Genomic DNA, 24212 nt, shown 5'->3' with positions numbered 1-24212 from the left:
CTGGAGAAGGAGGCCTCGTGAACAGCCACGTGACCAGCCACGTGCACGTCAACGTCCGTCTCGAGGACGGCGGCTCCGCCCTGCTCCGCCCGCTCTCCAGTGGCGAGGTCTCCGTCGTGGAGGCCGTCTTCGAGGGCATGTCGTCGCAGTCGCGGCACCGGCGCTTCCTCGTGCCGATGCCGCGGCTGCCGGGCAGCCACCGGCGCGCGCTCGCGGACGTCGACGGCGACCGCCACGTCGCCTGGGTCGCGCTGGTCGACGGCGAGCCCGTCGGGCTGTGCCGCTACGTGCGGACCTCGCACGCCACGGCCGAGCTGGCCTTCGAGGTCGTCGACGCCCACCAGGGCCGCGGCATCGGCTCGGCCCTCGTCGACGCCGTCGTGACGGTCGCCCGCGAGCACGGCATCGCCTACCTCGAGGCGACCGTGGAGCCCGGCAACCTGGCCTCGGAGGCCCTGCTGTCCCGGGTCGGCATCCGGCTGCGCCCTGCCGACGGCCTGCTCGAGGGCCGCGGCGAGCCGCGGGTGGCCCCGTCGGGGTCGCGCGTCAACCGCCGCGCCGTGCTGGCGCTCGCGGGTCAGCCGGCGAGCAGCTCCTCGACGGCCGCGGCGACCTCCAGCAGCTGGCGGTCCGAGCCGTGCCTGGCGACCAGCTGAACACCCACGGGGAGGCCGTAGGGCGTGGTGCCGGCCGGCACGGAGATCGCCGGGCAGCCGGTGACCGTGATGAAGTACGCCGACCGCATCCACGCCAGGTAGTCCGGCATCTGCTGCCCGTTGATGGTCTCGGGGAACTCCTGCTCCACCGGGAAGGGCGGAACCTGTGAGGTCGGCAGCAGCAGCACGTCGTGCTGCTCGAAGAAGACACGCATCGTCTCGGCCAGCGCGGTGCGCTGGGTGTAGGCCCGGGCCACGTCCGCGCCGGTGAGGGACGCACCGGCGCGGATGTTGGCCTCCAGGGACGGCTTGAACGACGTCGGGTGCTGGGCCAGCAGGTCGGCGAACTTCGCCTGGAAGTGCCACGCCCGCAGCGTCCGGAACGTGTCGTCGGCCAGCGACAGGTCGGGGTGCGACTCCGTGAGCGCCGCACCTGCGCCGGCGAGGCGCTCCGCGGTGCGGCGTACGACAGCCGCGACGGCGTCGTCGACCACGAGCGCCCCGCCGAGGTCCACCGCGCACGCCACCCGGAGCCCGGCCAGCGAGGCCGGGACGAGCGGCGGCGCGAAGGTCGGGCCGGGGTCGCCGAGGACGTGCGGCGCCCGCGGGTCGGGGCCGGCGATCACGGACAGCAGCAGCGCCACGTCGCCGACGTTGCGGGCCATCGGGCCGCCGACCGAGGTGGTCTCCCACTGGTTGTAGAGGGGCCACTCCGGCACCCGGCCCCACGACGGCCGCATGCCGACCACGCCGCAGAACGACGCCGGGTTGCGCAGCGAGCCGCCCATGTCGGAGCCGTCGGCCAGCGGCACCATGCCCGAGGCGAGCGCGCACGCCGCTCCCCCGCTGGACCCGCCGGCGGACCGGCTCGGGTCGACCGGGTTGCGGGTGACGCCGAAGACCGTGTTGAAGGTGTGCGACCCGGCCGCGAACTCCGGCACGTTGGTCTTGCCGACGAACACCGCGCCGGCCGCGCGGACCCGTTCGACGACGAGGTCGTCGTGGTCCGCGACCGCGTCGGCGAAGATCGGCGACCCGAAGGTCGTGCGCCAGCCCGCGAGGGCGTGGGTGTCCTTCACCGCGAACGGCAGCCCGTGCAACGGGCCGATCTCCTCGCCCGACGCCTGCGCCTGGTCGGCCACCGCAGCGGCCACCCGGGCACGCTCGGCGTCGAGCGAGACGATCGCGTTGAGCTCGGGGTTGCGCTCCTCGATCCGGTCGAGGTGCAGCTCGAGCAGCTCGGCCGCGGAGATCTCACCCGCGCGGACCGCGGCCGCCTGCTCCCGGGCGGTGGACTCGACGGTGACGTCGGTCATCGCCGACGACCGAACACGCCCCCGACGATGACGCCGAGCACGACGAGCCCGGCACCCACCGCGACTCCGGTGAGGAACTCCTGCCGCGACCCGGCGGCCGAGACCTTGGCGGGGGCGGTGAAGACCTGGCCCGCGGCGGCCGGAGCGTCGTCGCCGCCTCCCTGGACCGGAGCGGCGGCAGCAGCCGGCGCCGCCACGGGGCCACCGGCGATCGCGGCGTCGACGTTGCCGAAGAACTCCCCCGCCATCCGGCGCGAGACGCTGGTCAGCATCCGCTGGCCGACGCCGCCGATCATGCCGCCGACGATCGCGTCGGCGTCGTACGACACCTTCGTCGAGGAGCCCTCGGGCGTGAAGCGGACGTTGACGGTGGCGCCGATCGTGCCGGGGGCGCCGGCGCCGTCGAGCTTCATCACCAGCGACTCGTGCTCGACGAGGTCGGTCAGCACGCACGAGCCGGCGTAGGTGCCCTTGATCGAGGCGACGCCCGCGGTCACCGTCATGGCGTACGCGTTGTCGCCGGTCGCCTCCAGCCTCTCGCAGCCGGGGATGGTGCGGACCAGGACGGCCGGGTCGAGCAGCGCGTCCCACGCCTGCTCGACCGGTGCGGCCAGGACGTTCTCTCCGGTGAACTTCATGCGGGTGCTCCTAGACAGTGGGGTGGGGCTCGTCGGCGTGCGCGAGGCGCAGCGCGAAGAGCTCGGACGGTGAGATCGGCATCGCGGTGATCGGGAAGCCTTCAGCGTCCTCGATGGCGGCCGCGAACACAGCGGCGGACGGGATCACGCCGGCCTCGCCCGCGCCCTTGATGCCGAGCGGGTTGAGCGGCGAGGGGGTCTCGAGGTGGTCGATGTCGATCGACGTCGGCACCTCCGTGACGTAGGGCATCAGGAAGTCCATGAACGACGCGTTGAGCAGCTGGCCGGACTCGTCGTAGGCCATCCGCTCGTAGAGCGCGCCGCCGACGCCCTGCGCGACGCCGCCGTGGATCTGGCCCTCGACGATCATCGGGTTGATCAGGTGGCCGCAGTCGTGGACGACGGCGTACTTGAGGATGGTGATCTCGGCGGTCTCCGGGTCGGTCTCGACGATCACGGCGTGCATGCCGTTGGCGAACGTCGAGCGCGGCGGGGAGTAGAAGTCCTTGCCCTCCAGGCCCGGCTCGTCGTCCTCGGCGACGGGCGGCTTGCCCGGGTCGCCGACGGAGAACTGGGTGGCGGCCTTGGACGCCTCGTCGAAGGCGTATCGCAGCGGGTTGGACAGGACGGCGACGGTCCCGAGGTCGATCGAGGCGTCGGTGCCGCGCACCGAGACGACGCCGTCGGCGATCTCCAGGTCCTCCTCGGACGCCTCCAGGGCCTCCGCCGCGATCCGCAGCGCCTTCTCCTTGGCACGCAGCGCGGCGAGGTGGATCGCCGACCCGCTCATCACCGCTGCGCGCGAGGCGAAGGTGCCCACGGCGTACGGCATCTTGCGGGTGTCGCCGGTGGTGATCTCGACGTCCTCGAAGCGCACGCCGAGGGTGTCGGCGACGATCTGCGCGAAGGCCGTCTGGTGGCCCTGGCCCTGCGTCGTGAGGCCGGTGGCGACCTTGACCTTGCCGGAGGTCTCGATGTGCACGTGCGCACCTTCGTAGGGGCCGACGCCGGTGCCCTCGACGTAGCAGGCGAGGCCGATGCCGACCTTCCTGCCCTGGGCGGCCATCTCGGCGCGGAACTCCTCGAACTCGTCCCAGCCGACCAGCTCCTTGAGCTTGGCCAGCGACGCCGGGTAGTCACCGGAGTCGTAGGTGAGCTCGCGGCCGTCCTGGAAGACCAGGCCGTGCTCGTAGGGGAACTCGTCGGGCTGGATGAAGTTCGTCGAGCGCACCTCGGTGCGGTCCTTGCCGAGGTAGGCCGCGATCGCGTCCATGGTCCGCTCCATCACGAAGCAGCCCTGCGGCCGGCCGGCGCCGCGGTAGGGCGTGACGATGACCGTGTTGGTGTAGAGCGACTCGAAGACGACGCGGTAGTTCTGCGGCTTGTAGGGGCCGAGCAGCTGCGTCGAGGTGATGATCGGGACGATCAGGCCGTACGGCGTGTAGGCGCCGTGGTCGTGCCAGAACTCGACGTTGAGCCCGAGCACCCGGCCGTCGTCGTCGAAGCCGACCTCGACGACGTGTTGCTGGGCTCGCTCGTGGGCGGAGGAGATGAAGTGCTCGCGGCGGTCCTCGGTGAACTTCACGGGCCGGCCGAGGGTCATCGCGGCCAGCGGCACGAGCAGCTCCTCGGGCCACGGGTGCACGACCTTGACGCCGAAGCCGCCGCCGACGTCGGGCGTCACCACGTCCACCTTGGCCAGGTCGAGGCCGAGCTTGGCCGCCACGCAGCCGCGGACGCCCGTGGAGGTCTGCGTGGACGACCACACGGTGAGCCGGCTCGTGTCGGGGTCCCAGCGGGCGACCGTGCCCCGGCCCTCCATCGGGGTGCAGGCCGAGCGCTCGATGTCGAGGTCGAGGGTGAGCGTGTGCGGGGCGGCGGCGATCGCGGCTCGCGCGTCGCCGTTCTCCTGCTCCATCCGGGCGCCGACGTTGCCGGGCACGTCGTCGTGGACGAGCCTGGTCGCGGCCCGCGCGGCGTCGATCCCGACCACGGGCTCGAGGTACTCGTAGTCGACCCGGATCCGGGACACGGCGTCCTCGGCGACGTAGCGGTCGACGGCGACGACGAAGGCGATCGCCTCGCCGACGTAGTTCACCTCGTCCCTCGCGAGGGCGTACTGGGTGCGGCCGTGGGTCAGCGTCGGGTGCGGGATCAGCAGCGGCAGCGGCTCGGCCATCGGGCCGGTGAGGTCGTCCCACGTCCACACGGCCAGCACGCCCTCGAGGTCGAGCACGTCGGAGACGTCGATGTCGACGATCCGGGCGTGGGCGTGGGGCGAGCGCAGCACTGCGGAGTGCAGCAGCCGCGGGTCGTCGTGGAGCAGGTCGTCGACGTAGCGGCCCTGCCCGCGCAGGAACCGCTGGTCCTCCACGCGCGGGACCTTGGCGCCGAACATCTTGGTGGTCACCCGTCACCTCGCTGGATCTCGGCCGCCCGGAGCACCGACTTCACGATGTTCTGGTAGCCGGTGCAGCGGCACAGGTTGCCGGCGATCATCTCCCGCGCCTCGTCCTCCGACGGGTCGGGGTTGTCGCGCAGCCCGGCGGTGATGGTGGTGAGGAAGCCCGGCGTGCAGAACCCGCACTGCAGGCCGTGGCAGTCGGAGAAGCCCTGCTGGACCGGGGACAGGGATCCGTCGGCCTCGGTCAGGCCCTCGACGGTGGTGATCTCGGCGTCGACCGCGGAGACCGCGAACATCAGGCACGAGCGCATCGGGGTGCCGTCGACGAGGACCGTGCAGGCGCCGCAGACGCCGTGCTCGCAGCCGACGTGCGTGCCCGTCAGCCCGCAGTCGTGGCGCAGCGCGTCGGACAGCAGCCGTCGAGCCGGCACCTGCACCTCGTGGACGGACCCGTTCACGTGCAGGCGTACGTCGTGGAGCTGCTCCGGCTGCGGGCTGGTCATGGTGCCTTCCTGTCGCGGGCGTGATCGGTGGCGGCCGCCAGCACCTTGGGCACCAGAACCTTGACCAGGTGGGCGCGGTAGGCGGCAGTGGCGTGGATGTCGTCGGCGGGCTCGAGCTCGGCGAGGGCAGCGGCTGCGGGGTCGTCGAGGGAGTCGGTCACGTCGACGACGACGGGGACGTCGCTGACCGAGACGAAGCCGAGACGGGCCCGGGTGACGGCGTCGCCGTCGGTGTCGACGAGGGCGGCGACGCCGACGAGGGCGTAGTCCCCGTGCCGGCGGGCGATCTCCTGGAACGCCACGCCCGCGCCGGCGGGCAGGGCCGGGAAGAACGCCTCGACGGCGACCTCGTCGTGGGCCAGCGTCGACTCGAGCGGGCCGGCGAACAGCTCGGCCGCCGGGATCGTACGTCGACCGCGCACGGAGGCGACGTCGACCGAGCCGTCGAGCAGCCGGAGCACCATCGGCATCTCGGCCGCGGCGTCGGCGTGGACCAGCGAGCCGACGGTCGTGCCGCGGTTGCGGATCGTCGGGTGGGCCACGTGGCTCAGCGCCATCGCGAGCAGCGGCTGGGCCTCGGCCGCCTCGGCGGAGGCAAGCACCTCGGCGTGGCGGGCGAGGGCCCCGACCCGGACCCCGGCCCCATCCACGTGGATGGAGTCGAGGTCCGGCAGGGCGTTGATGTCGACGAGCATCGAGGGGGCGGCCAGCCGCATGGACAACAGCGGGACCAGGGACTGGCCGCCGGCCAGCACCTTCGCCCCCTGCTCCCCCGCGAGCGCCGCGAGGGCTTCCTCGAGGGTGGACGGACGCAGGTAGGCGAAGGGTGCGGGCTTCATCGCGGGGCGGAGCCTCCCGAGGCCACGTCGTCCACGCCCTCGTCGTAGTCGGGGTGGCTGAGGTTGCGGGTCACAGTGCCGGCGCCGTCGCCGCCGCGGCCCTTGACCATGTGGAAGAACACGATGACGAGGATCGTGCCGAGGGCGATGCCGCCGAGCTCGAAGTCGTCACCGAAGGTGAGGGTCACGCCGCCGATGCCGGCGATCAGGCCGCCGGCGAGGCCGACCATGTTGACCGGGTTGCCGAAGTCGATGTTGTTCTCGACCCAGATCTTCGCGCCCACGAGTCCGATCATTCCGTAGAGGACAACCGTGATGCCGCCGAGGACACCGCCCGGGGTCGCGTTGACGATCGCACCGAACTTCGGGCACAGGCCCAGCAGGATCGCCACGACCGCGGCGACGTAGTAGGCAGCCGTGGAGTAGACCCGGGTCGCGCCCATGACGCCGATGTTCTCGGCGTACGTCGTCGTCGGCGAGCCGCCGAAGGCGCTTGCGAACGCGGTCGCGACGCCGTCGGCGCCGATCGCGCGGCCCATGTAGGGGTCGAGGTTCTCGCCGGTCATCTCGGCGACGGCCTTGACGTGGCCGGTGTTCTCCGCGATGAGGGCGATCACGCCGGGCAGGACCAGCAGGATGGCCGTCAGCGAGAAGGACGGGCCGTGCACGACCGAGACGCCGTCGGCGAGGGTGCCGCTCGGCAGCCCGATCCAGTCGGCGGCCTCGACGCCGGCCCACGAGACACGGTCGTGCTCGGTGGCCTCGGTGGCACCGCCGAGCACGGAGGTGATCGGGCCGAAGACGAGGTCGGCGAAGTAGGACAGGACGTAGCCGAAGATCAGCGCGAGGAACACCGCGATCCGCGACCAGAAGCCGGGGAGCGCGACGGCCGCGAAGACCATGAACGCCGCGGTGAGCAGGGCGATCCACTGGTCCTGGGGCCAGTAGATGCCGGCGACGACGGGCGCGAGGTTGAAGCCGATCAGCATGACCACGGCGCCGGTCACGGCCGGCGGCAGGATCTTGTGGATCAGCTCGGCGCCCGCGAAGTGGACGAGCACGCCGACCGCCGCGAGGACGAGGCCGCCGACCAGGATCGCGCCGGTGACGTACGACGAGTCGTTGCCCTCGTCGAGCAGGCGGATCGCCGCGACGGAGGCCACGAAGGAGGCGCTGGTGCCGAGGTAGCTGGGCACCCGGTTCTGCACGATGAGCAGGAACAGGATCGTGCACAGACCCGAGAACATGATGGCGAGGTTGGCGTCGAGCCCCATCACCAGCGGGAACACGAAGGTGGCGCCGAACATGGCGACCACGTGCTGGGCGCCGAGGCCGATCGTCTTGCCCCACGGCAGGCGCTGGTGCGGGAGCACCGCCTCGCCGGGAGCGGGATCGACCACGTCCCACTTGAACATCGACATGAGCAGGCCTCCAGATTTCGCAGGGGTGGTTACCCGAGAAGCCACAAACTAGTGCGCCACATCACACACCCTCACTGGCGACTTCTGCCGAAGGAACGCCGTAGGTGATGACAAGTTCTTCGGCGGGTCAGCCGGCCGCCTACCCTGCTGTGCATGGGTCTGCCTCTCACCCTCCGCCGGGCCGCGACGGACGACGTGCCGGCCCTGCAGCGCATCGCCGAGGCGGCGTACTCCCCCTACGTAGCACGGATGGGCGGCCTCCGCCCGGGCCCGATGGAGACCGACTACGCCGGCGCCGTCGAGGACTCCGAGGCGTGGGTGGCGCAGGTCGACGACGAGGTCGTCGGCTTCCTGCTGCTCGTCCCCGAGGCCAACGGGATGCTGCTGGAGAACGTCGCCGTGCCCCCGGCGCACCACGGCCGCGGTCTCGGGCGGGCCCTGCTGTCGCTCGCCGAGGAGCGCACCCTGGCCCACGACCTCCACCGGATCCGGCTCTACACCCACGAGACCATGGTCGAGAACCAGGCGCTCTACGAGCGCATCGGCTACGTCGAGACCCACCGCGCCACCGAGCACGGCTTCACGCGCGTGTTCTACGAGAAGCAGCTCTGACCACTCACCCCTGGTACGGCGGTGCGACGCCCCAGCCCCAGCGCGGCGTGGGCGCGTGCTCGACCGGGGTGGCGCCGGGCCTCGAGTTCTCCATGGCGAGGCGGGTGCCCCACTCGAGGTAGCCGATGATCGCGGCCCGGAACTCGGGGTCGGCCGGGAGGTCGGCTTCGTCGGCGGCGAGGCTCATCGTCGACGCGAAGCGGTGCCGCTGCGCCGGCGTGATGTCGAGGCCGAGGTGGTGGCGGAGCATCGACTCGTAGCCACCGTGCCGGTCGGTGTACGTCGTCGGGCCGCCGAGCACCTCGGCCCACCAGTCCGCCACGTGCGCCCGGTGGTGCTCCGACACGCCGCCCGGGAAGAAGCCGGACAGGTCCGGGTCGGCCTCGACCCGGTCGTAGAACCGGTCGATCATCCGCCGCAGCGGGACCAGGCCGCCCGCCCAGTCGTACAACGTCGGCAACCCGGGCTCGTCCACTCCGCTCATGAGGTCATGGTCGCGGTGCACACGATCATCCGCACGTGGATTGCGGCGAGGTCACCGCTCAGCGACCCGCAGCGTCATGTTCACCGACGTCTCCCGAGGATCGTCGATCCGGTCCACGAGCCCGCCCAGCGCGCCGACCAGCACGCCGATCGCGACGAGCCACCGGATGGACTCGCCGAGCCGGGTGGACGGCTTCGTGCGCTGCCAGGCGTACCAGTCCGTGTGCCGGAACCGCTCGAGAGCGGCCAGCGAGACCACGCTGGTCGCGAGCGGGAGCAGGGTGCCCGCGACCTCGCCCACGTCGTCGCTGTAGAACAGGCTGACGACCCCGAAGAAGCAGGTGAGGGACAGCACCACCCAGGCAATCACCAGACGGACCGTGCGGGCCCGGACCACGCCGGCCGAGATGTAGCCGACGAGCAGCGCGCCGAGCACGACGGACCCGACGAGGGACACCGTGTCCTGCTTCACGCCCTCCTCCAGGAGCGGTGCTACCGGGCCCAGGAGGGAGGTCCACGCCAGGACCTTGATCGAGGTCGGCAGCGGCGGTGTCGCGCCCTGGTCTGCGTGGTCCGTGCTCACGCGCGAGATCCTCGCAGTCGGGAGCCGCGGGCGCCGAGCGACGCGCGCTACTCCGCGATCTCCAGCGCCCGGAGGGCGACGGCGACGTCGAGGCGCAGGTGCGGGTCGGTCGCGACGGGCCCGAGAAGGCGCTGCAGCTTGCCGACGCGGTAGCGCATGGTGTTGTAGTGGAAGAACTGGGCGCGCGCCGCCTCGGCCACGTTGAAGTTGGTGTCGAGCAGCACCTGCAGGGTCTCGCGCAGGTCGGCGGCCTCCGGCGTGCGCTCGGCCAGCGGGCCCAGCACGTCGGCGGCGAACGCCGACAGCTCGGCGCCGTCCGGCACGAGCGCGAGCAGCCGGTGCAGGCCGAGCTGGTCGAAGCGGGTCACCGATCCGCCACCGTTGACCCGACGGCCGATCTCCACCGCACGCTGCGCCTGCCGAAAGGCCTCGGGCAGCTCGCCCAGGTCGTGCGCGATCCGGCTCACGCCGGCGGAGAACGCGATCCGGCCCCCGCCGCGGTCGCCGCGCACGCCCTCGATCATCCGGTCCACGGCGGCGTGGCCTGCCGCGACGCCCTCGTCCGGGTCCACCGGCACGAGCGTCACGACCTCACGGCTGAAGGCGACCGAGGCGATGCTGCGGTCGGTGCTCGCGGCCACCTGGCGCCACGCGCCGGCGAAGCGGTCGTGCCAGGCCCGGCGGTTCTCGGCGGCACCCTGGGCGGCGACGGCGTCGGGCTCGAGCACCGCCACGACGACCATCACGGGCCGGCCGAGCTGCCAGCCGAACGCCTGCGCGTGCTCGGCGACGTAGTCCTCCTCGCCGGCGCGGCCGAGGAAGACGTCGCGGAGGAAGTCGCCCTGGTACTTGTTCTCGACCGCGGTGATCGCCTCGACCCGGGTGACCAGCAGCGCGGCCACGATCGCGGCGCGCTCGAGGGCCTGCACGTCCGAGGCGTGGATCGTGCCGTCGGTGCGGAGCGCGACGAGGCGGGCGAGGTCGACGCCGGCGGCGACCACGCGGCGGATGAGCGCCTCCCCCTCGCCGACCGCGGTGCCCTGGGGGTCGATCCGCTCGACCCGGACGCGCCCGGTGGGGTCGAGCAGGTCGGCGTCGGCCAGCGCCGCGCGGTGCACCTCGTCGAGGTGGGCCGCGCGCTCGCGACCGTCGGTCGACGTGAACACCACGCCGCAGCCGAGGGCGTTGCTGACCGCCTCCGCGATCGCTGCCAGGTCACCGCCCTCGAGGACGATGTGGGTGAGCGCGGTGTGCAGCGCGTCCGCGCGCTCCAGCGCGGCGACCGCCTCCGGGTCGCTTATCAAGTCTTGGCCCACTTCATGTCCTTCGTTGTCAGGAACTCACATTCGCGAGTGTGCCACGAGCCGTTAGCGTCTGGGGAATGATCCCCGTGGCTGCACCGATCCGCGTGCAGGCGCGGCTCGCCGCGGCGACCGACGGACCACGCCCGGTCCTCCACGCCAGCGCCACTGCGATCTACGTCGACCTCGACGGCTGGTGCCTCGGCCTGGCCGCGGCCTCCGCGACCCGCGTGCCCTGCGCGCTGTGGTCCACGCTGCCCGACCTCGGTCCGCTGGCCGGGCGTCCCGTGGTCGTCCGCGACGGCACGCTGACCGTCGGCGGTGAGCCGGTGCGGATCGGCCGCGTCGTCGACCCGCGTGGCACCTTGGTGGGACGTCATGGGCGACGGTCGCCAGGACGACCAGCCGCCATGACGTCACCGCTCGACGACCTGGACCTGCCTGCCGACGGCCGGCTGACGGCCGAGCACGTCGACGGCCTCCTGGGCCGCGGCCCCGGCCTGACCCCGTTGGGCGACGACGTCCTGGCCGGCTGGCTCGCCACCCGCGCCGCGCTCGGTCGGCCCGACGCGTCGGTGACCGATGCCGTACGCCGTCGCCTCGGCGCGACCACCCTGCTCTCGGCCACCCTGCTCGACTGCGCGATCCGCGGCGAGGTGCTCCCCGAGCTCGGCGCCTGGCTGGCCGACCCCACCGCCACGAGCACCGACGCCCTGCTGGCCGTCGGCGCCACCTCCGGCGCCGGCCTGATGACCGGCGCCGCACTGGCGATCGACTCACTGAACACCCCACGATGGAGGGCTGCATGAAGGACCACGTCGAGCTCCGGAGCGGCGCCTACGCCGACTCGGTGACCCTGCTCCAGGTGAGCCGGGCCGTGCAGGCCACGCCGGGCGTGGTGGCCGCCCAGGTCGCGATGGCCACCGGGCTCAACCTCGAGGTGCTCGAGGGCATGGGCTTCGACATCCCCGAGTCCTCCCCCAACGACATGGTCGTGGCGCTCCGCCTCGACGACGACGCCGACGTCGCCACGGCCCTGGCCGCCGTCGACGCCGCGCTCGCGCCCACCCGGCCGACGTCCGGCGACACCACGATCGCCCCGCCGCGCACGACCGGCTCGGCGCTGCGGCGCACGGGCTCGGGGTCCGTGGCCCTGGTCTCCGTGCCCGGCGCCAGCGCCACCGTCGAGGCGATGGACGCCCTCGAGGCCGGCCACGACGTGATGGTCTTCAGCGACAACGTTCCGGTCGCCGAGGAGGTCGCCCTGAAGACGTACGCCGCCTCGCGCGGCGCACTGGTGATGGGCCCCGACTGCGGCACGGCGGTCATCGACGGCGTCGGCCTCGGCTTCGCCAACGCCGTCCGGCCGGGTCGCATCGGCCTGGTGGCCGCGTCCGGCACCGGCTGCCAGCAGCTGCTGGCGCTGCTGCACCACGCCGGGGCGACGTACGACGGGGTGGGTGTGCGCCACGCGCTGGGCGTCGGCGGTCGCGACCTGTCGGCCGCGGTCGGCGGGGCCTCGACGCGCGAGGCCCTGCGCCGGCTCGACGCCGACGCCGACGTCGACCTGGTCGTCGTGGTCTCCAAGCCCCCGGCCCCCGAGGTCGCCGAGGCGCTCGCCCGGGAGGCCGAGGCCCTCGACACCCCCGTCGAGCTCGGCCTGCTCGGCCGCGGCCAGCGCGACCTGACCACGGTCGCCGAGGCCGTGCTGGCGCGGCTCGGCCACGACGCACCGGAGTGGCCGGTCCACGGCGCCGACAACACGGGTGCGGCGACCGGACCGCTGCTGCGCGGCCTGTTCGTCGGCGGCACGCTCTGCGACGAGTCGATGCTGATGGCGACCGAGGTGCTCGGCCCGATCCGCAGCAACATCCCGCTCTCCGACGACCTCGCCCTCGGTGACGATCTGCTCGTCGACGACCACTCGATGGTCGACTTCGGCGACGACGCCCTCACCCAGGGTCGCGCCCACCCGATGATCGACCCGACGCTGCGCAACGAGCAGCTGGCCCGGGCCGCGGCCGACCCGTCGACCGGCGTGATCCTGCTCGACCTGGTGCTCGGCCACGGCGCCGAGCCCGACCCGGCCGCCCTGCTCGCGCCCGCCATCCGCGCGGCGCGCGAGGACCGGCCGGTCCCCGTGGTCGTCAGCCTCGTCGGCACCGACCTCGACCCCCAGGGCCTCGCCGCCCAGCGCGACGCGCTCGTCGCCGCCGGCGCGGAGGTCCACCTCTCCAACGCGTCGGCCACCCGCCGCGCGCTCCAGCTGATCGAAGGAGCCCAGCGATGACCGAGATCGTGACCGTGGGGGCGGACATGTTCGCCGACGCCGTGGCCGGTCAGGCCGTGCCCGTCGAGCGGGTCGACTGGCGTCCGCCGATGCCCGGCACCGAGGCCGACCTGGCCACGGTGGCGACCGACCCGCGCCGTCCCGAGGCCAACCGCAAGGCCGTCGAGGCGATGCTCGGCGTCACCGCGCACCTCGTCGACGTCGCGCCCGCCTCCGAGGTGCTCGGCCTCGAGAAGGGCCAGTTCCTGCACGCCGGCCCGCCCATCGAGTGGGAGCGGGCCTCCGGCCCCCTGCGCGGCGCCCTCATGGGTGGCGCCGCGCTGGAGGGGCTGGTGGGCGACCCCGAGGACGCGGTCGCGCTCTTCGAGTCCGGCAGCAGCGTCAGCCTCGAGCCGTGCCACCACCGCAGCGCGGTGGGCCCGATGGCCGGCGTCGTCACGCCGTCCATGTGGATGTGGGTCCTCGAGGACCGTGCCACCGGCAGGCGGACGTACTGCTCGCTCAACGAGGGCCTCGGCAAGGTGCTGCGCTACGGCGCCTACAACGACGAGGTGCTCACCCGGCTCCGCTGGATGGGCGACGTGCTCGGCCCGCTGCTGCAGGCCGCGGTGCGCGGCACGGCCGAGGCGTCCGACGTCACCGGCATCCTCACCCAGATGCTCCAGATGGGCGACGAGGCGCACAACCGCAACCGTGCCGGCACCCTGATGCTGCTGCGCGACCTCTCCCCAGCGATGGTGACCAGCGGTTTCGACGCGAAGGACGTCGCGGACGTGCTGCGCTTCGTCGGCGGCAACGACCACTTCTTCCTCAACCTCGCCATGCCCGCCTGCAAGCTCGCGCTCGACGCCGGCCGCGACGTCCCGGGCTCGACGATGGTGGTGGCGATGGCCCGCAACGGCACGGACTTCGGCATCCAGGTCTCCGGCACCGGCGACGAGTGGTTCACCGGTCCCGCGCAGGTCGCCGAGGGCCTCTTCCTCGGCGACTACGGCCCCGACGACGCCAACCCCGACATCGGCGACTCCGCGATCACCGAGACCGCCGGCATCGGTGGCTTCGCGATGGCGACCGCGCCGGCGATCGTCCGGCTGGTCGGCGGGTCCGTGCCCGACGCGCTCGCCACGACCCGCCGCATGCACGAGATCACCCTCGCGGAGAACCCCCGCTGGTCGGTCCCGGTGCTGGAGTTCCAGGGCACGCCGACCGGCATCGACGTCACCAAGGTCGTCCGCACCGGGATCCTGCCGCAGATCAACACCGGCATGGCCGGGGCGGTCGCCGGGGTGGGTCAGGTCGGCGCCGGGCTCGTCACCCCGCCCGCCGAGATCTTCCCGAAGGCGCTCGCCGCGCTGGCGGCTCAGGCGGGTGCGGACCGCTCGTTGTAGACGCCCGCGAGCTCCTGGCCGGTCAGCCCGGCGATCGCACCCATGATCCGGTCGGTGAGCTCGCGGCGCGCGCGCCCGGACGGTACGCCGTCGTACTCCCCCGCGACGGTGATCGGCTCGCCGAACCGCACGGTCACGTCCACCTTGCCGAGGCGCGGACGGCTCGCACCGACGGGCTGGATGTCCTCGGTGCCGGTGAGCCCGACGGGCACCACGGGGCACCCGGCGGTCAGTGCGAGGTGGGCCACCCCGGTGCGGCCGCGGTAGAGCCGGCCGTCGCGCGAGCGGGTGCCCTCGGGGTAGATGCCGAAGGCCTCGCCCTTGTGCAGCACCTCGAGGGCGGTGTCCAGGCTGGCGATCGCCGCCTTGGTGTCGTCGCGGTCGACCGGCAGCATGCCCAGCCCCTCGAACCACGCCCGCGAGAGCGCGCCCTTCACCCCGGTGCCGGTGAAGTAGTCGGACTTGGCCAGGAACACGACCTTGCGGGGCACGACCACCGGGATCACCACGCTGTCGAAGAAGGACAGGTGGTTGCTCGCCACGATGACCGGTCCGGTGGCCGGCACGTGGTGCAGTCCCTCCACGGTCGGGCGCCACACGGCACGGGCCAGCGGTGGGATGACTCCGTGGGCGACCGTGTAGAGCATGGCGGTCATTCTGCCCCGAGTCGCGGCTGCCAGAACGCGCGTCCCAGGTCCACGGACCCGCTCGGGCGCAGGGGCGTGCCCTCCTCGAGGTAGGCCTGCCGCGCCTCCTCGTCGTGCGACGGCGGCAGCGACCCGTCGGCTCGCACCACCCGCCACCACGCGACGGCGCCGCCGTGCTGGGCCATCACGTTGCCGACGAGCCGGGGGCCGCCCCGGCCGAGCCGCTCGCCGACCACGTCCGCGATGGCGCCGTACGTCGTCGCCCGGCCGCGCGGGACCGACTCGGCGCACTGCAGCACCAGCTCGGCGTAGAGCTCGCGTTCCTCCGGTGTCGTGCTCACAGTCCCGTCTCCACCGCCCGGCTCGACCCGGTGTAGCCCTCGCCCGAGCCGGCGCCGGACTCGTCCGTCGGCCGGGTCAGCCGCAGGGTGACCACGATGAGTGCGACGGTGATCAGGGCCGCCGCCATCCACACCCACCCGGGTGCGAGGTCGGCGTCGAGCCCCTGCAGGGCGACCCACGTGACCGGCAGGGGCACCAGCGCCAGCAGCGCGCGACCCAGCCACAGGCGGGCCAGGCGCGGGTCGACGGGCATGGTCTCGGGTCCGTACGACAGCAGCGTCGCGACGACGTGCGCGGCCAGCAGCAGCACGGCGACCACCGGCACGCGCCAGTCCAGGACGTCGTGGACGGTCCACCACACGAACACGATCGTCATCGCCACGGCACCGCTGACGTGGTCGGGGGTCCGCGACCACCAGCCGGCGCAGAGGACCACGGCGAGCACGACCAGGAGGTGCGGGCGCTCGGGCAGCGCCACCGCCATCCCGGCGCACGGCAGCAGGAACAGCGCCACGCGGAGCACCAGCCCCGCCGTGGTGAGTCCCGGCGGCACCAGGCGGGCGAGCCGGGCGTTCACCGAGCCCTCACCTTCGGCACCTGCGCGCGCCGGGCGAGCTGGTGCAGGACGGTGTCGAGGGTGCCGGGCCCGCGCCAGGGCACGACCGGGCAGCCGAGCGCGGCGAGCTGCTGCAGCCGGTCGTCCCGCTCGATCTGCTGCATCCGGGCAGCCAGGCTGGCCAGCGCGCGCGGGTCCTCGCCGGTCGAGCGGTCCCCCAGGGTGTCGATGACGACGACCGACGCACCGCCGCGCAACAGGCTGGCCGTGGCGGTGACGAGCGGCGTGAAGAGCATCGGCGAGAGGACGTAGACCACGCTGCCCGCCCCGGCGCCGAGGTCGAGGCGCTCCGGCGCGACGCTGCGTGCCTCGGTGCGCACCCGGGCGAGGGTGCCGGTGAGCCGGTGGAGGTGCCTCGGCCCGGAGCCGAGGCGCACGCGCGCGCCCTCGGAGGCGACGACGAGGAGCCCCACCCGGTCGCCGGTGCGGACGTGGTGCTCGGCGAGCGCGGCCGCGGCCCGGACCGTGAGGTCGAGGCTGCTGGCCGCGCCGTCGATGCCGCCGGAGACGCCGATGTCGCGCAGGCCGTCGACGACGAGCCACACGCCGGCGTCCTGCTCGGCGCGGGTGGTGATCACGTGCAGCTCGCCCGTGCGCAGCGAGACCGGCCAGTTGACCCGCTTGAGCCGGTCACCCACCGCGAACGGCCGGATCCCCTCGAACTCCGTGCCGCTGCCCAGCCGGCGCGAGCGGTGCCGGCCGACCAGGCCGTCGGGCTGCGGCACCTCCGCGCGGCTGTCGTACGGCGCCGTCTGCGGCAGCACGCTCAGCCCGTGCTCGGGCATGTCCGTCGGGCCGGTGCGCCAGCCGGCCCACGGGCTGGTCAGCGCGATCCGCTCGGCGCCGATGATGCGTCGGCCCCAGCGCCGCGGGCTGAACTCGACGACGGGCAGGCCGTGCTCGACCAGCGAGCCCACGGCACCGTACGCCGGTCGCGTGGCGACGTGCGGCGCCGGGGCGGCGACCCGGGTGACGTGCTCGACGCCGGTCAGGTCCTCGACCACCACCCGCGAGGTCGTGCCCTGGCCCTCGTGGAGCCGGTGGTGGTCGATCTGGGTGCGCACGGCAGGCACGCGTCCGGGGCGGCCGAGCAGCCCCATCACGCCGAGGAGGACGAACGGGGCGGCCAGCACCAGCGGCACGGCCAGGCCACCCACCACGCCGCCGGCGATGCCGGCGAGGGCGAGGATGCAGGTCCGGACGAGCGCGGGCGTCGGCCGCCAGGCGGTCACCGTCGCGACTCCAGGGTGCGGGGTGTCTCGACGCTGGCCATCACCGAGTCGACGACGCGGGCACCCGACGCCTGCGTCATCCAGAGCTCGGGCTTGACGGTGATCCGGTGGGCGAGCACGGCCCGGGCGACGACCTTGACGTCCTCGGGCACCACGAAGTCGCGGCCCCGGATCGCCGCCCACGCCCGGGCGGTGAGGACCAGCCCCAGGCTGCCGCGGGGCGAGGCCCCGGTGAGCACGTCGGCGTGCGCCCGCGTGGCGGCGACCAGGTCCACGCAGTAGCGGCCCACCGACTCGTCGACCGCGACCCGCTCGACGGCCGCCTGCACGGCCGCCAGGCCGGCCGCGTCGGTCACCTGCGCGATGTCGACCTCCTCGCGCTGCCGGTCCAGGCGGCGGCGCAGGACGTCGTACTCCTCACCGGCGTCGGGGTAGCCGAAGCTGACGCGCAGCAGGAAGCGGTCGAGCTGGGCCTCGGGGAGCGGGTAGGTGCCTTCGTACTCGACGGGGTTGGCGGTCGCCAGCACGTGGAACGGGCTGGAGAGCCGGTGGGTCTGGCCCTCGACGGTGACCTGGCCCTCCTGCATCGCCTCGAGCAGCGCGGCCTGCGTCTTGGGGGGCGTGCGGTTGATCTCGTCGGCGAGCAGCAGCCCGGTGAAGATCGGGCCGGGGCGGAAGTCGAACTCCGCCCGCCGCTGGTCGTAGACGTAGGAGCCGGTGAGGTCGGCCGGCAGCAGGTCGGGGGTGAACTGGGCGCGCGCGAAGTCGAGCCCGAGGGCGCCCGCGAACGACCGGGCCGCGAGCGTCTTGCCCAGGCCCGGGAAGTCCTCGAGGAGGATGTGGCCCTTGGCGAGGATGCCGGCCAGCACGAGGGTCAGCGCCTCCCGCTTGCCGACGACGGCGCGGCCGACCTCGTCGAGGACCCGCTCGGCGAAGCCGGCGACATCGGTGAGGGCGGTCGGCCCGGCGGGCTCGGCGGGCTGGTCAGCGGTGGTCACGGGCGTCCTCGATTCGGGTCAGGATGCGGTCGATCTCGGCCGGCGAGAGCCGGCGGGCTGGGTCGTGCGGGCCGCCGAGCTCACGGCGGAGGGCGTCGGCGAGGTCGGGGTCGCGACCGCGGGCCAGTGCGACGAGCCGCTCGCGCACCGCCTCGGTCGGCACGCTCGCCTGCACGTGGCTGCTGAGGATGCGGAGGTCGGAGGTGGCCTGGTCGACCCGGTCCCCCACGGGAGGCAGGGACGGCACCCAGTGCGCGGGCTCGTCGTCGAGGATGTCGTAGACCATCCACACCAGTGTCAGCACCACGGCCATCATGACGGCGAACGGCACCGGCTGCGGGTCCCAGTCCAGCCACCCGGTGTAGAGGTAGACGGCCACGCTGGCGGCCAGTGCCAGGAACACCCGGTTGCCCCACGTCCGGGACAGGGTCCGCCACATCAGGCCCTCACCCCCAGGCTGTGCCGGATCGCCACGAGCGCCTCGAGCGCGGCGGCGCGGTGGTCCTCGGTGATCGGGTGCTCGGAGAACCTCGCCTCGCGGTAGAGCGTGGCCAGCCGGTTGACCGCACCGCTGTCCGCGGCGACCAGGTCGAGGATGCGGATGGCGTACTCCGAGGAGGTCTCCCACGGGTGCCGCCCGACGCCGGCCGCGCCACCCTGCACCTCGAAGCGCTGCCAGGCGGCGACGATGGCGTTGCGCGGGTCGCCCTCGCGCAGCACCGCGTCCTGCCGGTCGGCGTCGTGGGTGATCTCCTCCACCAGCCGGGCAGGCTCGTCGAGCACCGTGAAGCCGACCTGCTCGCGCTCCTCGCGCCGGCGCCGGTGGACCCGCTGCCCGCGGAGCGCGATCCCGACGAACACCAGCAGCGCCAGGATCGTGGCCAGGATGGCCGCCACGAACGCCCACGTCAGGACCTTGAGCCACAGGGGCGGGTCTGCCCGCTCCGTCGTCTGCGGCTCGCCCGGGGCGGCCGAGGGCTCCTCGCACCACGGGAGGTGGCGCGGGTTCTCGGGACGCTCGGTCGTGGTCGACCCGTCGGGGGCGGTGCTGACCACCTCGAGCGGGACGCACGACCGGGTGGGCGTGGGGGTGGCGTGCTCGCCCACCCCCGGGCCGGTGAAGACCTGGCTGGGTCCCACTAGCGTGGCCCACGCGACGAGCACCATGAAGAGGCTCGTCCCGGCGACCATGAGCACGGCACGGGCACCCGGCGATGGAGCACCGAACGCACGCATGGCGCGAACCCTAGGTGAAGGGCTCGCGCCATGCGAGGGGGGCGCGCCCGGTGGGGTCGGGCGCTGTGGGGGGTGAGTCAGAGCAGGGGGCTGAACGGCTCCGTCCCGTGGACCAGACGCAGGCCGGCGATGCCGCTGCTGGCCTGCGCGTACGCCAGCTCGTGCGCCAGGTCGCCGACGCCGTTGGAGCCGGCGAGCGGGGCCAGCGCGAGGGTCGAGAGCGTGCCGAGCGCGTTGCCCTCCGCGTCGAGGAAGGCGCTGCCAGAGTCACCCGGGACGCCCGGGGTCACCGTGTAGACCGGGTGCGTCCAGCCGCTCGCATCGGTGCCGAGGCTGGTGCCCTGCTTGGGCGAGAGCTGCTCGATCCCGCCGCGCAGGCTGGAGTTGCCGAAGCTGTAGACGGTGTCGCCGGCCGCGGTGCCGGCGGTGTTCAGGCCGACCGGGCCGCCCCAGAACGGGATCGACGGGTTCACTTTGCCGGTGTCGGCCGCGTCGACCTTGACCAGCGCGAGGTCGTTGTAGGCGCAGGTGTCGGCGTCGTCCTCGCCGTTGCGCTGCATGGAGAGCCACGACGAGTAGACGAGCGTGCCACCACCCACACGGGTGCCCTCGCCGACCAGCGAGCCGCCCTCCACGAAGTCGACCTTCGTGCCGAGCGGGAGCGAGTCGGAGGTGCAGCCGTCGGTGTCGGTGGCCTCACCGAGACCGGCGCAGTGCGCGGCGTAGCCGACGTACGTCGTGCCGGCGGTGTCGGTGTAGACGAAGTTCGCCGTGCACTGGGCACCCTCGGTGTACATCTGCACGCCCGGGTGGATGGCCGCGGTGTCGGCGGGGGCCCAGTTGGCGCGGACCTGCTTCTTGGCGGCCGCGGTGGCGGGTGCGCTGGTCGCGGCGGCGACGGCGAGGCCGGCCGCGGCCGCGAGGGTCAGGAGCTTCGTGGGAGTACGCATGCCCCTCCCAACGACCCGCGCCGGGAGGGGTTACGCGTCAGTAGTCGGGCTGGCTGGGGTCGATCTGGTTGACCCAGGCGACCACGCCGCCGCCCACGTGCACCGCGTCGGCGTACCCGGCGCCCTTGACGATCGCGAGCACCTCGGCCGAGCGCACCCCCGACTTGCAGTGCAGCACGATCGGCTTGTCGCTGGGCAGGTCGCCGATCGCGTTGCCGTTGAGGAACTCGCCCTTGGGCACCAGCACCGAGCCGGGGATCTTGTTGATCTCGAACTCGTTGGGCTCGCGCACGTCGATGAGGGTGAAGTCGCGCTCGCCGGCCTCGCGCTCCTTGAGCATCTGCTCGAGCTGGACGACCGAGATGGTCGAGCCGGCGGCCGCCTCGGCGGCCTCGTCGGAGACGGCGCCGCAGAAGGCGTCGTAGTCGATGAGGCCGGTCACGGTGGCGTTCTCGCCGCACAGCGCGCAGCTGGGGTCCTTGCGGACCTTGAGCTTGCGCCACTCGAGCTCGAGGGCGTCGTAGATGACCAGCTTGCCGATGGCCGGGTCGCCGATGCCGGTCAGCAGCTTGATCGCCTCGTTGACCTGGATCGAGCCGATGCTGGCGCAGAGCACGCCGAGCACGCCGCCCTCGGCGCAGCTGGGCACCATGCCCGGCGGCGGGGGCTCGGGGTAGAGGCAGCGGTAGCAGGGGGCGTCGTCGGCCAGGGTCGGCGCGAAGACGCTGGCCTGGCCGTCGAAGCGGTAGATCGAGCCCCAGACGTAGGGGATCCCGAGGAAGTACGCCGCGTCGTTGACCATGTAGCGGGTCGCGAAGTTGTCGGTGCCGTCGACGATCAGGTCGTAGCCCTCGAAGATGCCCATCACGTTGTCGTTGTCGAGGCGCTCGTTGTGCACCACGACCTCGACGTAGGGGTTCACCTCGGCGATCGACTCCTTCGCCGACACCGCCTTCGGCCGGCCGATGTCGGACATGCCGTGGATGATCTGGCGCTGGAGGTTCGACTCGTCGACCTCGTCGAACTCCGCGATGCCCAGCGTGCCCACGCCGGCCGCGGCGAGGTAGAGCAGCGCGGGCGAGCCCAGGCCGCCGGCGCCGATCACCAGCACCTTTGCGTTCTTCAGGCGCTTCTGCCCGGCCATGCCCACGTCGGGGATGATCAGGTGACGGCTGTAGCGGCGCACCTCATCCGTGGTGAGCTCGGCAGCGGGCTCGACAAGCGGGGCGAACGACACGTCTTCTCCTTGACTCGGGTCTCGGTGCAACAGCACCCACACCACTCCTGTTCCCCTCCATGTTCCCCGCGCACCGGTGACACGCCCCGCCACGTCCCGCGATACGGACGCGGGTCGGGCACCCCGGGCGGCTAGGCTCGGGCGCGACCTCACTACTCAGGAGTACGACGTGACTGCAGGCCAGCTGGACCCAGACGCCCCGCGACCGCGCGGGGGCCGGATGCCCCGACGCGAGCGCCGGGCCCAGCTGCTCGAGTCGGCCCTGGAGGTCTTCGTGGCGCAGGGCTACCACGCCGCCGCGATGGACGACATCGCCGACCGCGCGGGCGTCTCCAAGCCGGTGCTCTACCAGCACTTCCCCGGCAAGCTCGACCTCTACCTCGCGCTGCTGGACGCCTCATGCGACACGATCATCGACAACTGCCGCGCGGCCCTGGCCTCCACCACCGACAACAAGGACCGGGTCGCGGCGACGATGAAGGTCTTCTACAGCTACGTCGCCTCCGAGGAGGGCGCGTTCCGGCTGGTCTTCGAGTCCGACCTCACCAGCGAGCCCGACGTGCGCGAGCGGGTCGACCGGGTCACCGTCGAGTGCGCCGCCATGATCGCCGACGTGATCCGCACCGACACCGGCCTCCCCGACGAGGCCTCCGAGCTGCTGGCGGTGTCGCTGGTGGGAATGGCGCAGGTCTCGGCGCGGTTCTGGCTGGCAGGCGGCGGCGGCATCCCCCAGGACGACGCGGCGGCCCTGATCGCCGGGCTGGCCTGGCGCGGCATCCGGGGCTACCCGATGACCGACGACCACTGATCCGGCAGGATCGCACCGAACCCCCTGAACGTCTTTCAAGCAAGGAGCAGCACCGTGGAGGTCAAGATCGGCGTGCAGAACGCGCAGCGTGAGCTCGTGCTCGACACCGACAGCACGCCCGACGACATCGAGGCCCGGCTGACCGAGGCGCTGGCCGGCAGCGGCGTGCTGCGGCTGGCCGACGTGAAGGGTCGCGCGGTCGTCGTGCCGGCGGACAAGATCGCCTACATCGAGCTCGGCTCCCCGACCGCGAGCACCGTCGGCTTCCGCTGAGCCGAAAGCAGACGTCCCACCCCGGCGGGGGCACGGTCGTTGATCCGGCGGCGTCGGGTGGCGATGATTGAGGACAGGTCGATCCTCGACCCGACTCTTGGCACCCGAAGGGAAGCAAGATGCTCTGGACCATCATCGTCACGCTCGTCGCCGGAACGATCATCGGCCTGCTCGGCAAGCTCGTCGCTCCCGGCGACCGCGACAACATCCCCCTGTGGCTCACGATCATCTGCGGCATCGTGGGCGCGTTCGTCGGAAGCTACCTCTACTACGCCATCTTCGGAGTCGCCGACAACTACCCCGGCGGCGACATGAACGACACCAGCAAGGGCATCGACTGGTGGCGCCACGTGTGGCAGGTGGCGGTCGCCGCCGTGCTGGTCGTGATCGCCTCGGCGGCCACGGGCCGCTCCCGCGCGCGCGTCTGATCTCCTCGAGCCCGACCGTCCGGGAGTCCCCCATCCCCCAGCGGGGTGGGGGACTTCCTGCGTCCGGACGCGGGGCTGCTCAGGCCTCGAGGCCGAGCTGCGCCATCCGGTCGGCGTGCAGCTCGGTGAGCCGCGTGAACATCCGGCCGAGCGCGGCCAGGTCGAGGCCGGGGCGGTCCACTCCCCCGGCCAGCAGCGCGGTGAGCGACTCGCGGTCGCCGGCGACCCGCTGCGCCTGGGTGAGCGCCTCGCCCATCAGCCGCCGGCCCCAGAGCGCGAGGCGGCCGCCGAGGCGGTGGTCCTCGGCGATGCCGGCGCGGACCCGCTCCACGATGAAGGCCGTCTGGCCGGTGTCCTGCAGGGAGCTGATGATCACCTCGCGGGTCTCGGCGTCGAGGTAGGCCGCGATCTCGCGGTAGAAGTCCGCGGCGAGCCCGTCGCCGACGTAGGCCTTGATCAGTCCCTCGTAGTAGTCGGAGGGCGCGGTGTGCTCGTGGAAGCTGTCGAAGCTCGGCCGGAAGACCTGCATCGCCTCGGCCGGGTCGGCGCCGAGCTCGGCGAGCCGGCCCACCAGCGCCTGGAGGTGGCCGAACTCCGCGGTGGCCATCGCGCCGATCGCGATCTTGTCGTCGATGCCCGGCGCCATCTTGGCGTCCTCGACGAGCCGCTCGAAGGCGGAGAGCTCTCCGTAGGCGATCGCGCCGAGGAGGTCGACTGCGGCACGGCGGTAGTCCTCATCGGGCGATTCAGTCATGCGCGCAGCCTAGCGATAGCATCATGGTCACCGAGCCGTCGACAACGTGTCCGGCGGCCACCTGTATGTGCGCGGTTGGCACTCCCTGCCGGGAGCTCTTCTGAGTGGGCCGACCGCATCCGTGTGGGACACCCAACTCAGCAGAGAGCGACCTTCCTTCGTGACCACCTTCCGCGACATGGGCGTCGAGCCCAAGATCTGTGACGCGCTCGAGCGCGCCGGCATCACCACCCCCTTCGCCATCCAGGAGATGACCC

At 73.0% G+C, this 24212-nt stretch carries 27 protein-coding genes; 8 read left to right on the top strand and 19 right to left on the bottom strand.

Annotated elements, in window-relative coordinates; genetic code table 11:
* The first annotated feature begins 17 nt into the window (after positions 1 to 17).
* Complete coding sequence (locus ACE3QY_RS08455) at positions 18 to 656, top strand: N-acetyltransferase family protein (protein ID WP_374455581.1); 639 nt, start codon at positions 18 to 20, stop codon at positions 654 to 656.
* Here ACE3QY_RS08455 and ACE3QY_RS08450 read toward each other — a convergent pair.
* From ACE3QY_RS08450 to ACE3QY_RS08425, 6 genes are read right to left on the bottom strand one after another with little or no spacing between them, the layout of a single operon-like run.
* Positions 578 to 1972 (bottom strand): amidase, encoded by a 1395-nt coding sequence (locus tag ACE3QY_RS08450; RefSeq protein WP_374455580.1) that lies wholly within the window; start codon positions 1970 to 1972, stop codon positions 578 to 580. The genes ACE3QY_RS08455 and ACE3QY_RS08450 overlap by 79 nt on opposite strands.
* Positions 1969 to 2610, bottom strand: a complete 642-nt coding sequence (locus ACE3QY_RS08445; RefSeq protein WP_374455579.1) for a carbon monoxide dehydrogenase subunit G — start codon at positions 2608 to 2610, stop codon at positions 1969 to 1971. Before ACE3QY_RS08445 ends, ACE3QY_RS08450 begins: the two co-directional genes overlap by 4 nt.
* 10 nt (positions 2611 to 2620) lie before the next feature.
* The gene (gene cutA / locus ACE3QY_RS08440) at positions 2621 to 5020 is read right to left on the bottom strand and encodes an aerobic carbon-monoxide dehydrogenase large subunit (protein WP_374455578.1); all 2400 of its coding nucleotides are present in this window, start codon (positions 5018 to 5020) and stop codon (positions 2621 to 2623) included.
* On the bottom strand, positions 5017 to 5517 hold the full coding sequence (locus tag ACE3QY_RS08435; RefSeq protein ID WP_374455577.1) for a (2Fe-2S)-binding protein: 501 nt from the start codon (positions 5515 to 5517) through the stop codon (positions 5017 to 5019). Before ACE3QY_RS08435 ends, cutA begins: the two co-directional genes overlap by 4 nt.
* Positions 5514 to 6356 (bottom strand): xanthine dehydrogenase family protein subunit M, encoded by an 843-nt coding sequence (locus tag ACE3QY_RS08430; RefSeq protein WP_374455576.1) that lies wholly within the window; start codon positions 6354 to 6356, stop codon positions 5514 to 5516. The genes ACE3QY_RS08435 and ACE3QY_RS08430 overlap by 4 nt, the downstream gene beginning before the upstream one ends.
* The gene (locus tag ACE3QY_RS08425) at positions 6353 to 7777 is read right to left on the bottom strand and encodes a uracil-xanthine permease family protein (protein ID WP_374455575.1); all 1425 of its coding nucleotides are present in this window, start codon (positions 7775 to 7777) and stop codon (positions 6353 to 6355) included. Before ACE3QY_RS08425 ends, ACE3QY_RS08430 begins: the two co-directional genes overlap by 4 nt.
* A 153-nt stretch (positions 7778 to 7930) precedes the next feature.
* On the opposite strand from ACE3QY_RS08425, the gene ACE3QY_RS08420 reads away from it, so the two are divergent.
* Positions 7931 to 8389: a GNAT family N-acetyltransferase gene (locus ACE3QY_RS08420; RefSeq protein WP_374455574.1), complete on the top strand. Its 459-nt coding sequence runs from the start codon at positions 7931 to 7933 to the stop codon at positions 8387 to 8389.
* Positions 8390 to 8393: 4 nt separating this feature from the next.
* Here ACE3QY_RS08420 and ACE3QY_RS08415 read toward each other — a convergent pair whose 3' ends face one another.
* From ACE3QY_RS08415 to ACE3QY_RS08405, 3 genes are read right to left on the bottom strand one after another with little or no spacing between them, the layout of a single operon-like run.
* On the bottom strand, positions 8394 to 8873 hold the full coding sequence (locus ACE3QY_RS08415; RefSeq protein ID WP_374455573.1) for a group II truncated hemoglobin: 480 nt from the start codon (positions 8871 to 8873) through the stop codon (positions 8394 to 8396).
* 51 nt (positions 8874 to 8924) lie between these two features.
* Positions 8925 to 9455: a hypothetical protein gene (locus ACE3QY_RS08410; RefSeq protein WP_374455572.1), complete on the bottom strand. Its 531-nt coding sequence runs from the start codon at positions 9453 to 9455 to the stop codon at positions 8925 to 8927.
* A gap of 47 nt (positions 9456 to 9502) precedes the next feature.
* Entirely contained in the window at positions 9503 to 10759 is a 1257-nt protein-coding gene (locus ACE3QY_RS08405) for a PucR family transcriptional regulator (RefSeq protein WP_374455571.1), read from the bottom strand.
* 86 nt (positions 10760 to 10845) lie between these two features.
* Here ACE3QY_RS08405 and ACE3QY_RS08400 point away from each other — a divergent pair, with 86 nt between their 5' ends.
* The 3 genes from ACE3QY_RS08400 to ACE3QY_RS08390 are packed head-to-tail and all read left to right on the top strand — an operon-like array spanning position 10846 to position 14434.
* Entirely contained in the window at positions 10846 to 11565 is a 720-nt protein-coding gene (locus tag ACE3QY_RS08400) for a DUF2877 domain-containing protein (RefSeq protein WP_374455570.1), read from the top strand.
* A complete protein-coding gene (locus tag ACE3QY_RS08395) occupies positions 11562 to 13046 on the top strand; it encodes an FdrA family protein (protein ID WP_374455569.1) in 1485 nt (494 codons plus the stop codon). Before ACE3QY_RS08400 ends, ACE3QY_RS08395 begins: the two co-directional genes overlap by 4 nt.
* Positions 13043 to 14434 carry a DUF1116 domain-containing protein gene (locus ACE3QY_RS08390; protein ID WP_374455568.1) on the top strand — a complete coding sequence of 464 codons (1392 nt, stop codon included), beginning with the start codon at positions 13043 to 13045 and terminating at the stop codon, positions 14432 to 14434. Before ACE3QY_RS08395 ends, ACE3QY_RS08390 begins: the two co-directional genes overlap by 4 nt.
* On the opposite strand, the gene ACE3QY_RS08385 is transcribed toward ACE3QY_RS08390, so the two are convergent.
* The 9 genes from ACE3QY_RS08385 to moeZ all read right to left on the bottom strand — a co-directional run bounded on the left by ACE3QY_RS08385 (position 14407) and on the right by moeZ (position 21692).
* A complete protein-coding gene (locus ACE3QY_RS08385) occupies positions 14407 to 15081 on the bottom strand; it encodes a lysophospholipid acyltransferase family protein (protein WP_374455567.1) in 675 nt (224 codons plus the stop codon). The genes ACE3QY_RS08390 and ACE3QY_RS08385 overlap by 28 nt on opposite strands.
* A gap of 5 nt (positions 15082 to 15086) precedes the next feature.
* Positions 15087 to 15422 (bottom strand): MGMT family protein, encoded by a 336-nt coding sequence (locus ACE3QY_RS08380; RefSeq protein WP_374455566.1) that lies wholly within the window; start codon positions 15420 to 15422, stop codon positions 15087 to 15089.
* Complete coding sequence (locus ACE3QY_RS08375) at positions 15419 to 16000, bottom strand: hypothetical protein (protein ID WP_374455565.1); 582 nt, start codon at positions 15998 to 16000, stop codon at positions 15419 to 15421. Before ACE3QY_RS08375 ends, ACE3QY_RS08380 begins: the two co-directional genes overlap by 4 nt.
* Entirely contained in the window at positions 15997 to 17271 is a 1275-nt protein-coding gene (locus ACE3QY_RS08370; RefSeq protein WP_374455564.1) for a DUF58 domain-containing protein, read from the bottom strand. Before ACE3QY_RS08370 ends, ACE3QY_RS08375 begins: the two co-directional genes overlap by 4 nt.
* The gene (locus tag ACE3QY_RS08365) at positions 17268 to 18269 is read right to left on the bottom strand and encodes an AAA family ATPase (RefSeq protein WP_374455563.1); all 1002 of its coding nucleotides are present in this window, start codon (positions 18267 to 18269) and stop codon (positions 17268 to 17270) included. The genes ACE3QY_RS08370 and ACE3QY_RS08365 overlap by 4 nt, the downstream gene beginning before the upstream one ends.
* On the bottom strand, positions 18256 to 18708 hold the full coding sequence (locus ACE3QY_RS08360; RefSeq protein ID WP_374455562.1) for a hypothetical protein: 453 nt from the start codon (positions 18706 to 18708) through the stop codon (positions 18256 to 18258). Before ACE3QY_RS08360 ends, ACE3QY_RS08365 begins: the two co-directional genes overlap by 14 nt.
* Positions 18708 to 19505, bottom strand: coding sequence for a DUF4129 domain-containing protein (locus ACE3QY_RS08355; protein WP_374455561.1), 798 nt, complete (start codon positions 19503 to 19505; stop codon positions 18708 to 18710). The genes ACE3QY_RS08360 and ACE3QY_RS08355 overlap by 1 nt, the downstream gene beginning before the upstream one ends.
* 77 nt (positions 19506 to 19582) lie before the next feature.
* The gene (locus tag ACE3QY_RS08350) at positions 19583 to 20455 is read right to left on the bottom strand and encodes a hypothetical protein (protein ID WP_374455560.1); all 873 of its coding nucleotides are present in this window, start codon (positions 20453 to 20455) and stop codon (positions 19583 to 19585) included.
* 37 nt (positions 20456 to 20492) lie between these two features.
* A complete protein-coding gene (moeZ, locus tag ACE3QY_RS08345; RefSeq protein ID WP_374455559.1) occupies positions 20493 to 21692 on the bottom strand; it encodes an adenylyltransferase/sulfurtransferase MoeZ in 1200 nt (399 codons plus the stop codon).
* A gap of 220 nt (positions 21693 to 21912) precedes the next feature.
* Between moeZ and ACE3QY_RS08340 the strand changes: the two genes are divergently transcribed.
* The 3 genes from ACE3QY_RS08340 to ACE3QY_RS08330 all read left to right on the top strand — a co-directional run bounded on the left by ACE3QY_RS08340 (position 21913) and on the right by ACE3QY_RS08330 (position 23201).
* A complete protein-coding gene (locus ACE3QY_RS08340; RefSeq protein ID WP_374456010.1) occupies positions 21913 to 22500 on the top strand; it encodes a TetR/AcrR family transcriptional regulator in 588 nt (195 codons plus the stop codon).
* 54 nt (positions 22501 to 22554) lie between these two features.
* Positions 22555 to 22773, top strand: coding sequence for a DUF3107 domain-containing protein (locus tag ACE3QY_RS08335; RefSeq protein ID WP_374455558.1), 219 nt, complete (start codon positions 22555 to 22557; stop codon positions 22771 to 22773).
* A gap of 119 nt (positions 22774 to 22892) precedes the next feature.
* A complete protein-coding gene (locus tag ACE3QY_RS08330) occupies positions 22893 to 23201 on the top strand; it encodes a GlsB/YeaQ/YmgE family stress response membrane protein (RefSeq protein ID WP_374455557.1) in 309 nt (102 codons plus the stop codon).
* A 79-nt stretch (positions 23202 to 23280) separates the two neighbouring features.
* Here ACE3QY_RS08330 and ACE3QY_RS08325 read toward each other — a convergent pair whose 3' ends face one another.
* Entirely contained in the window at positions 23281 to 23955 is a 675-nt protein-coding gene (locus ACE3QY_RS08325; RefSeq protein ID WP_374455556.1) for a ferritin-like fold-containing protein, read from the bottom strand.
* Between the last annotated feature and the right edge of the window lie 257 nt (positions 23956 to 24212).

Source organism: Nocardioides sp., assembly GCF_041913365.1.
In the GTDB taxonomy this organism is placed as follows: Bacteria; Actinomycetota; Actinomycetes; order Propionibacteriales; family Nocardioidaceae; genus Nocardioides.
This window is presented reverse-complemented; position numbering and strand designations above follow the sequence as displayed.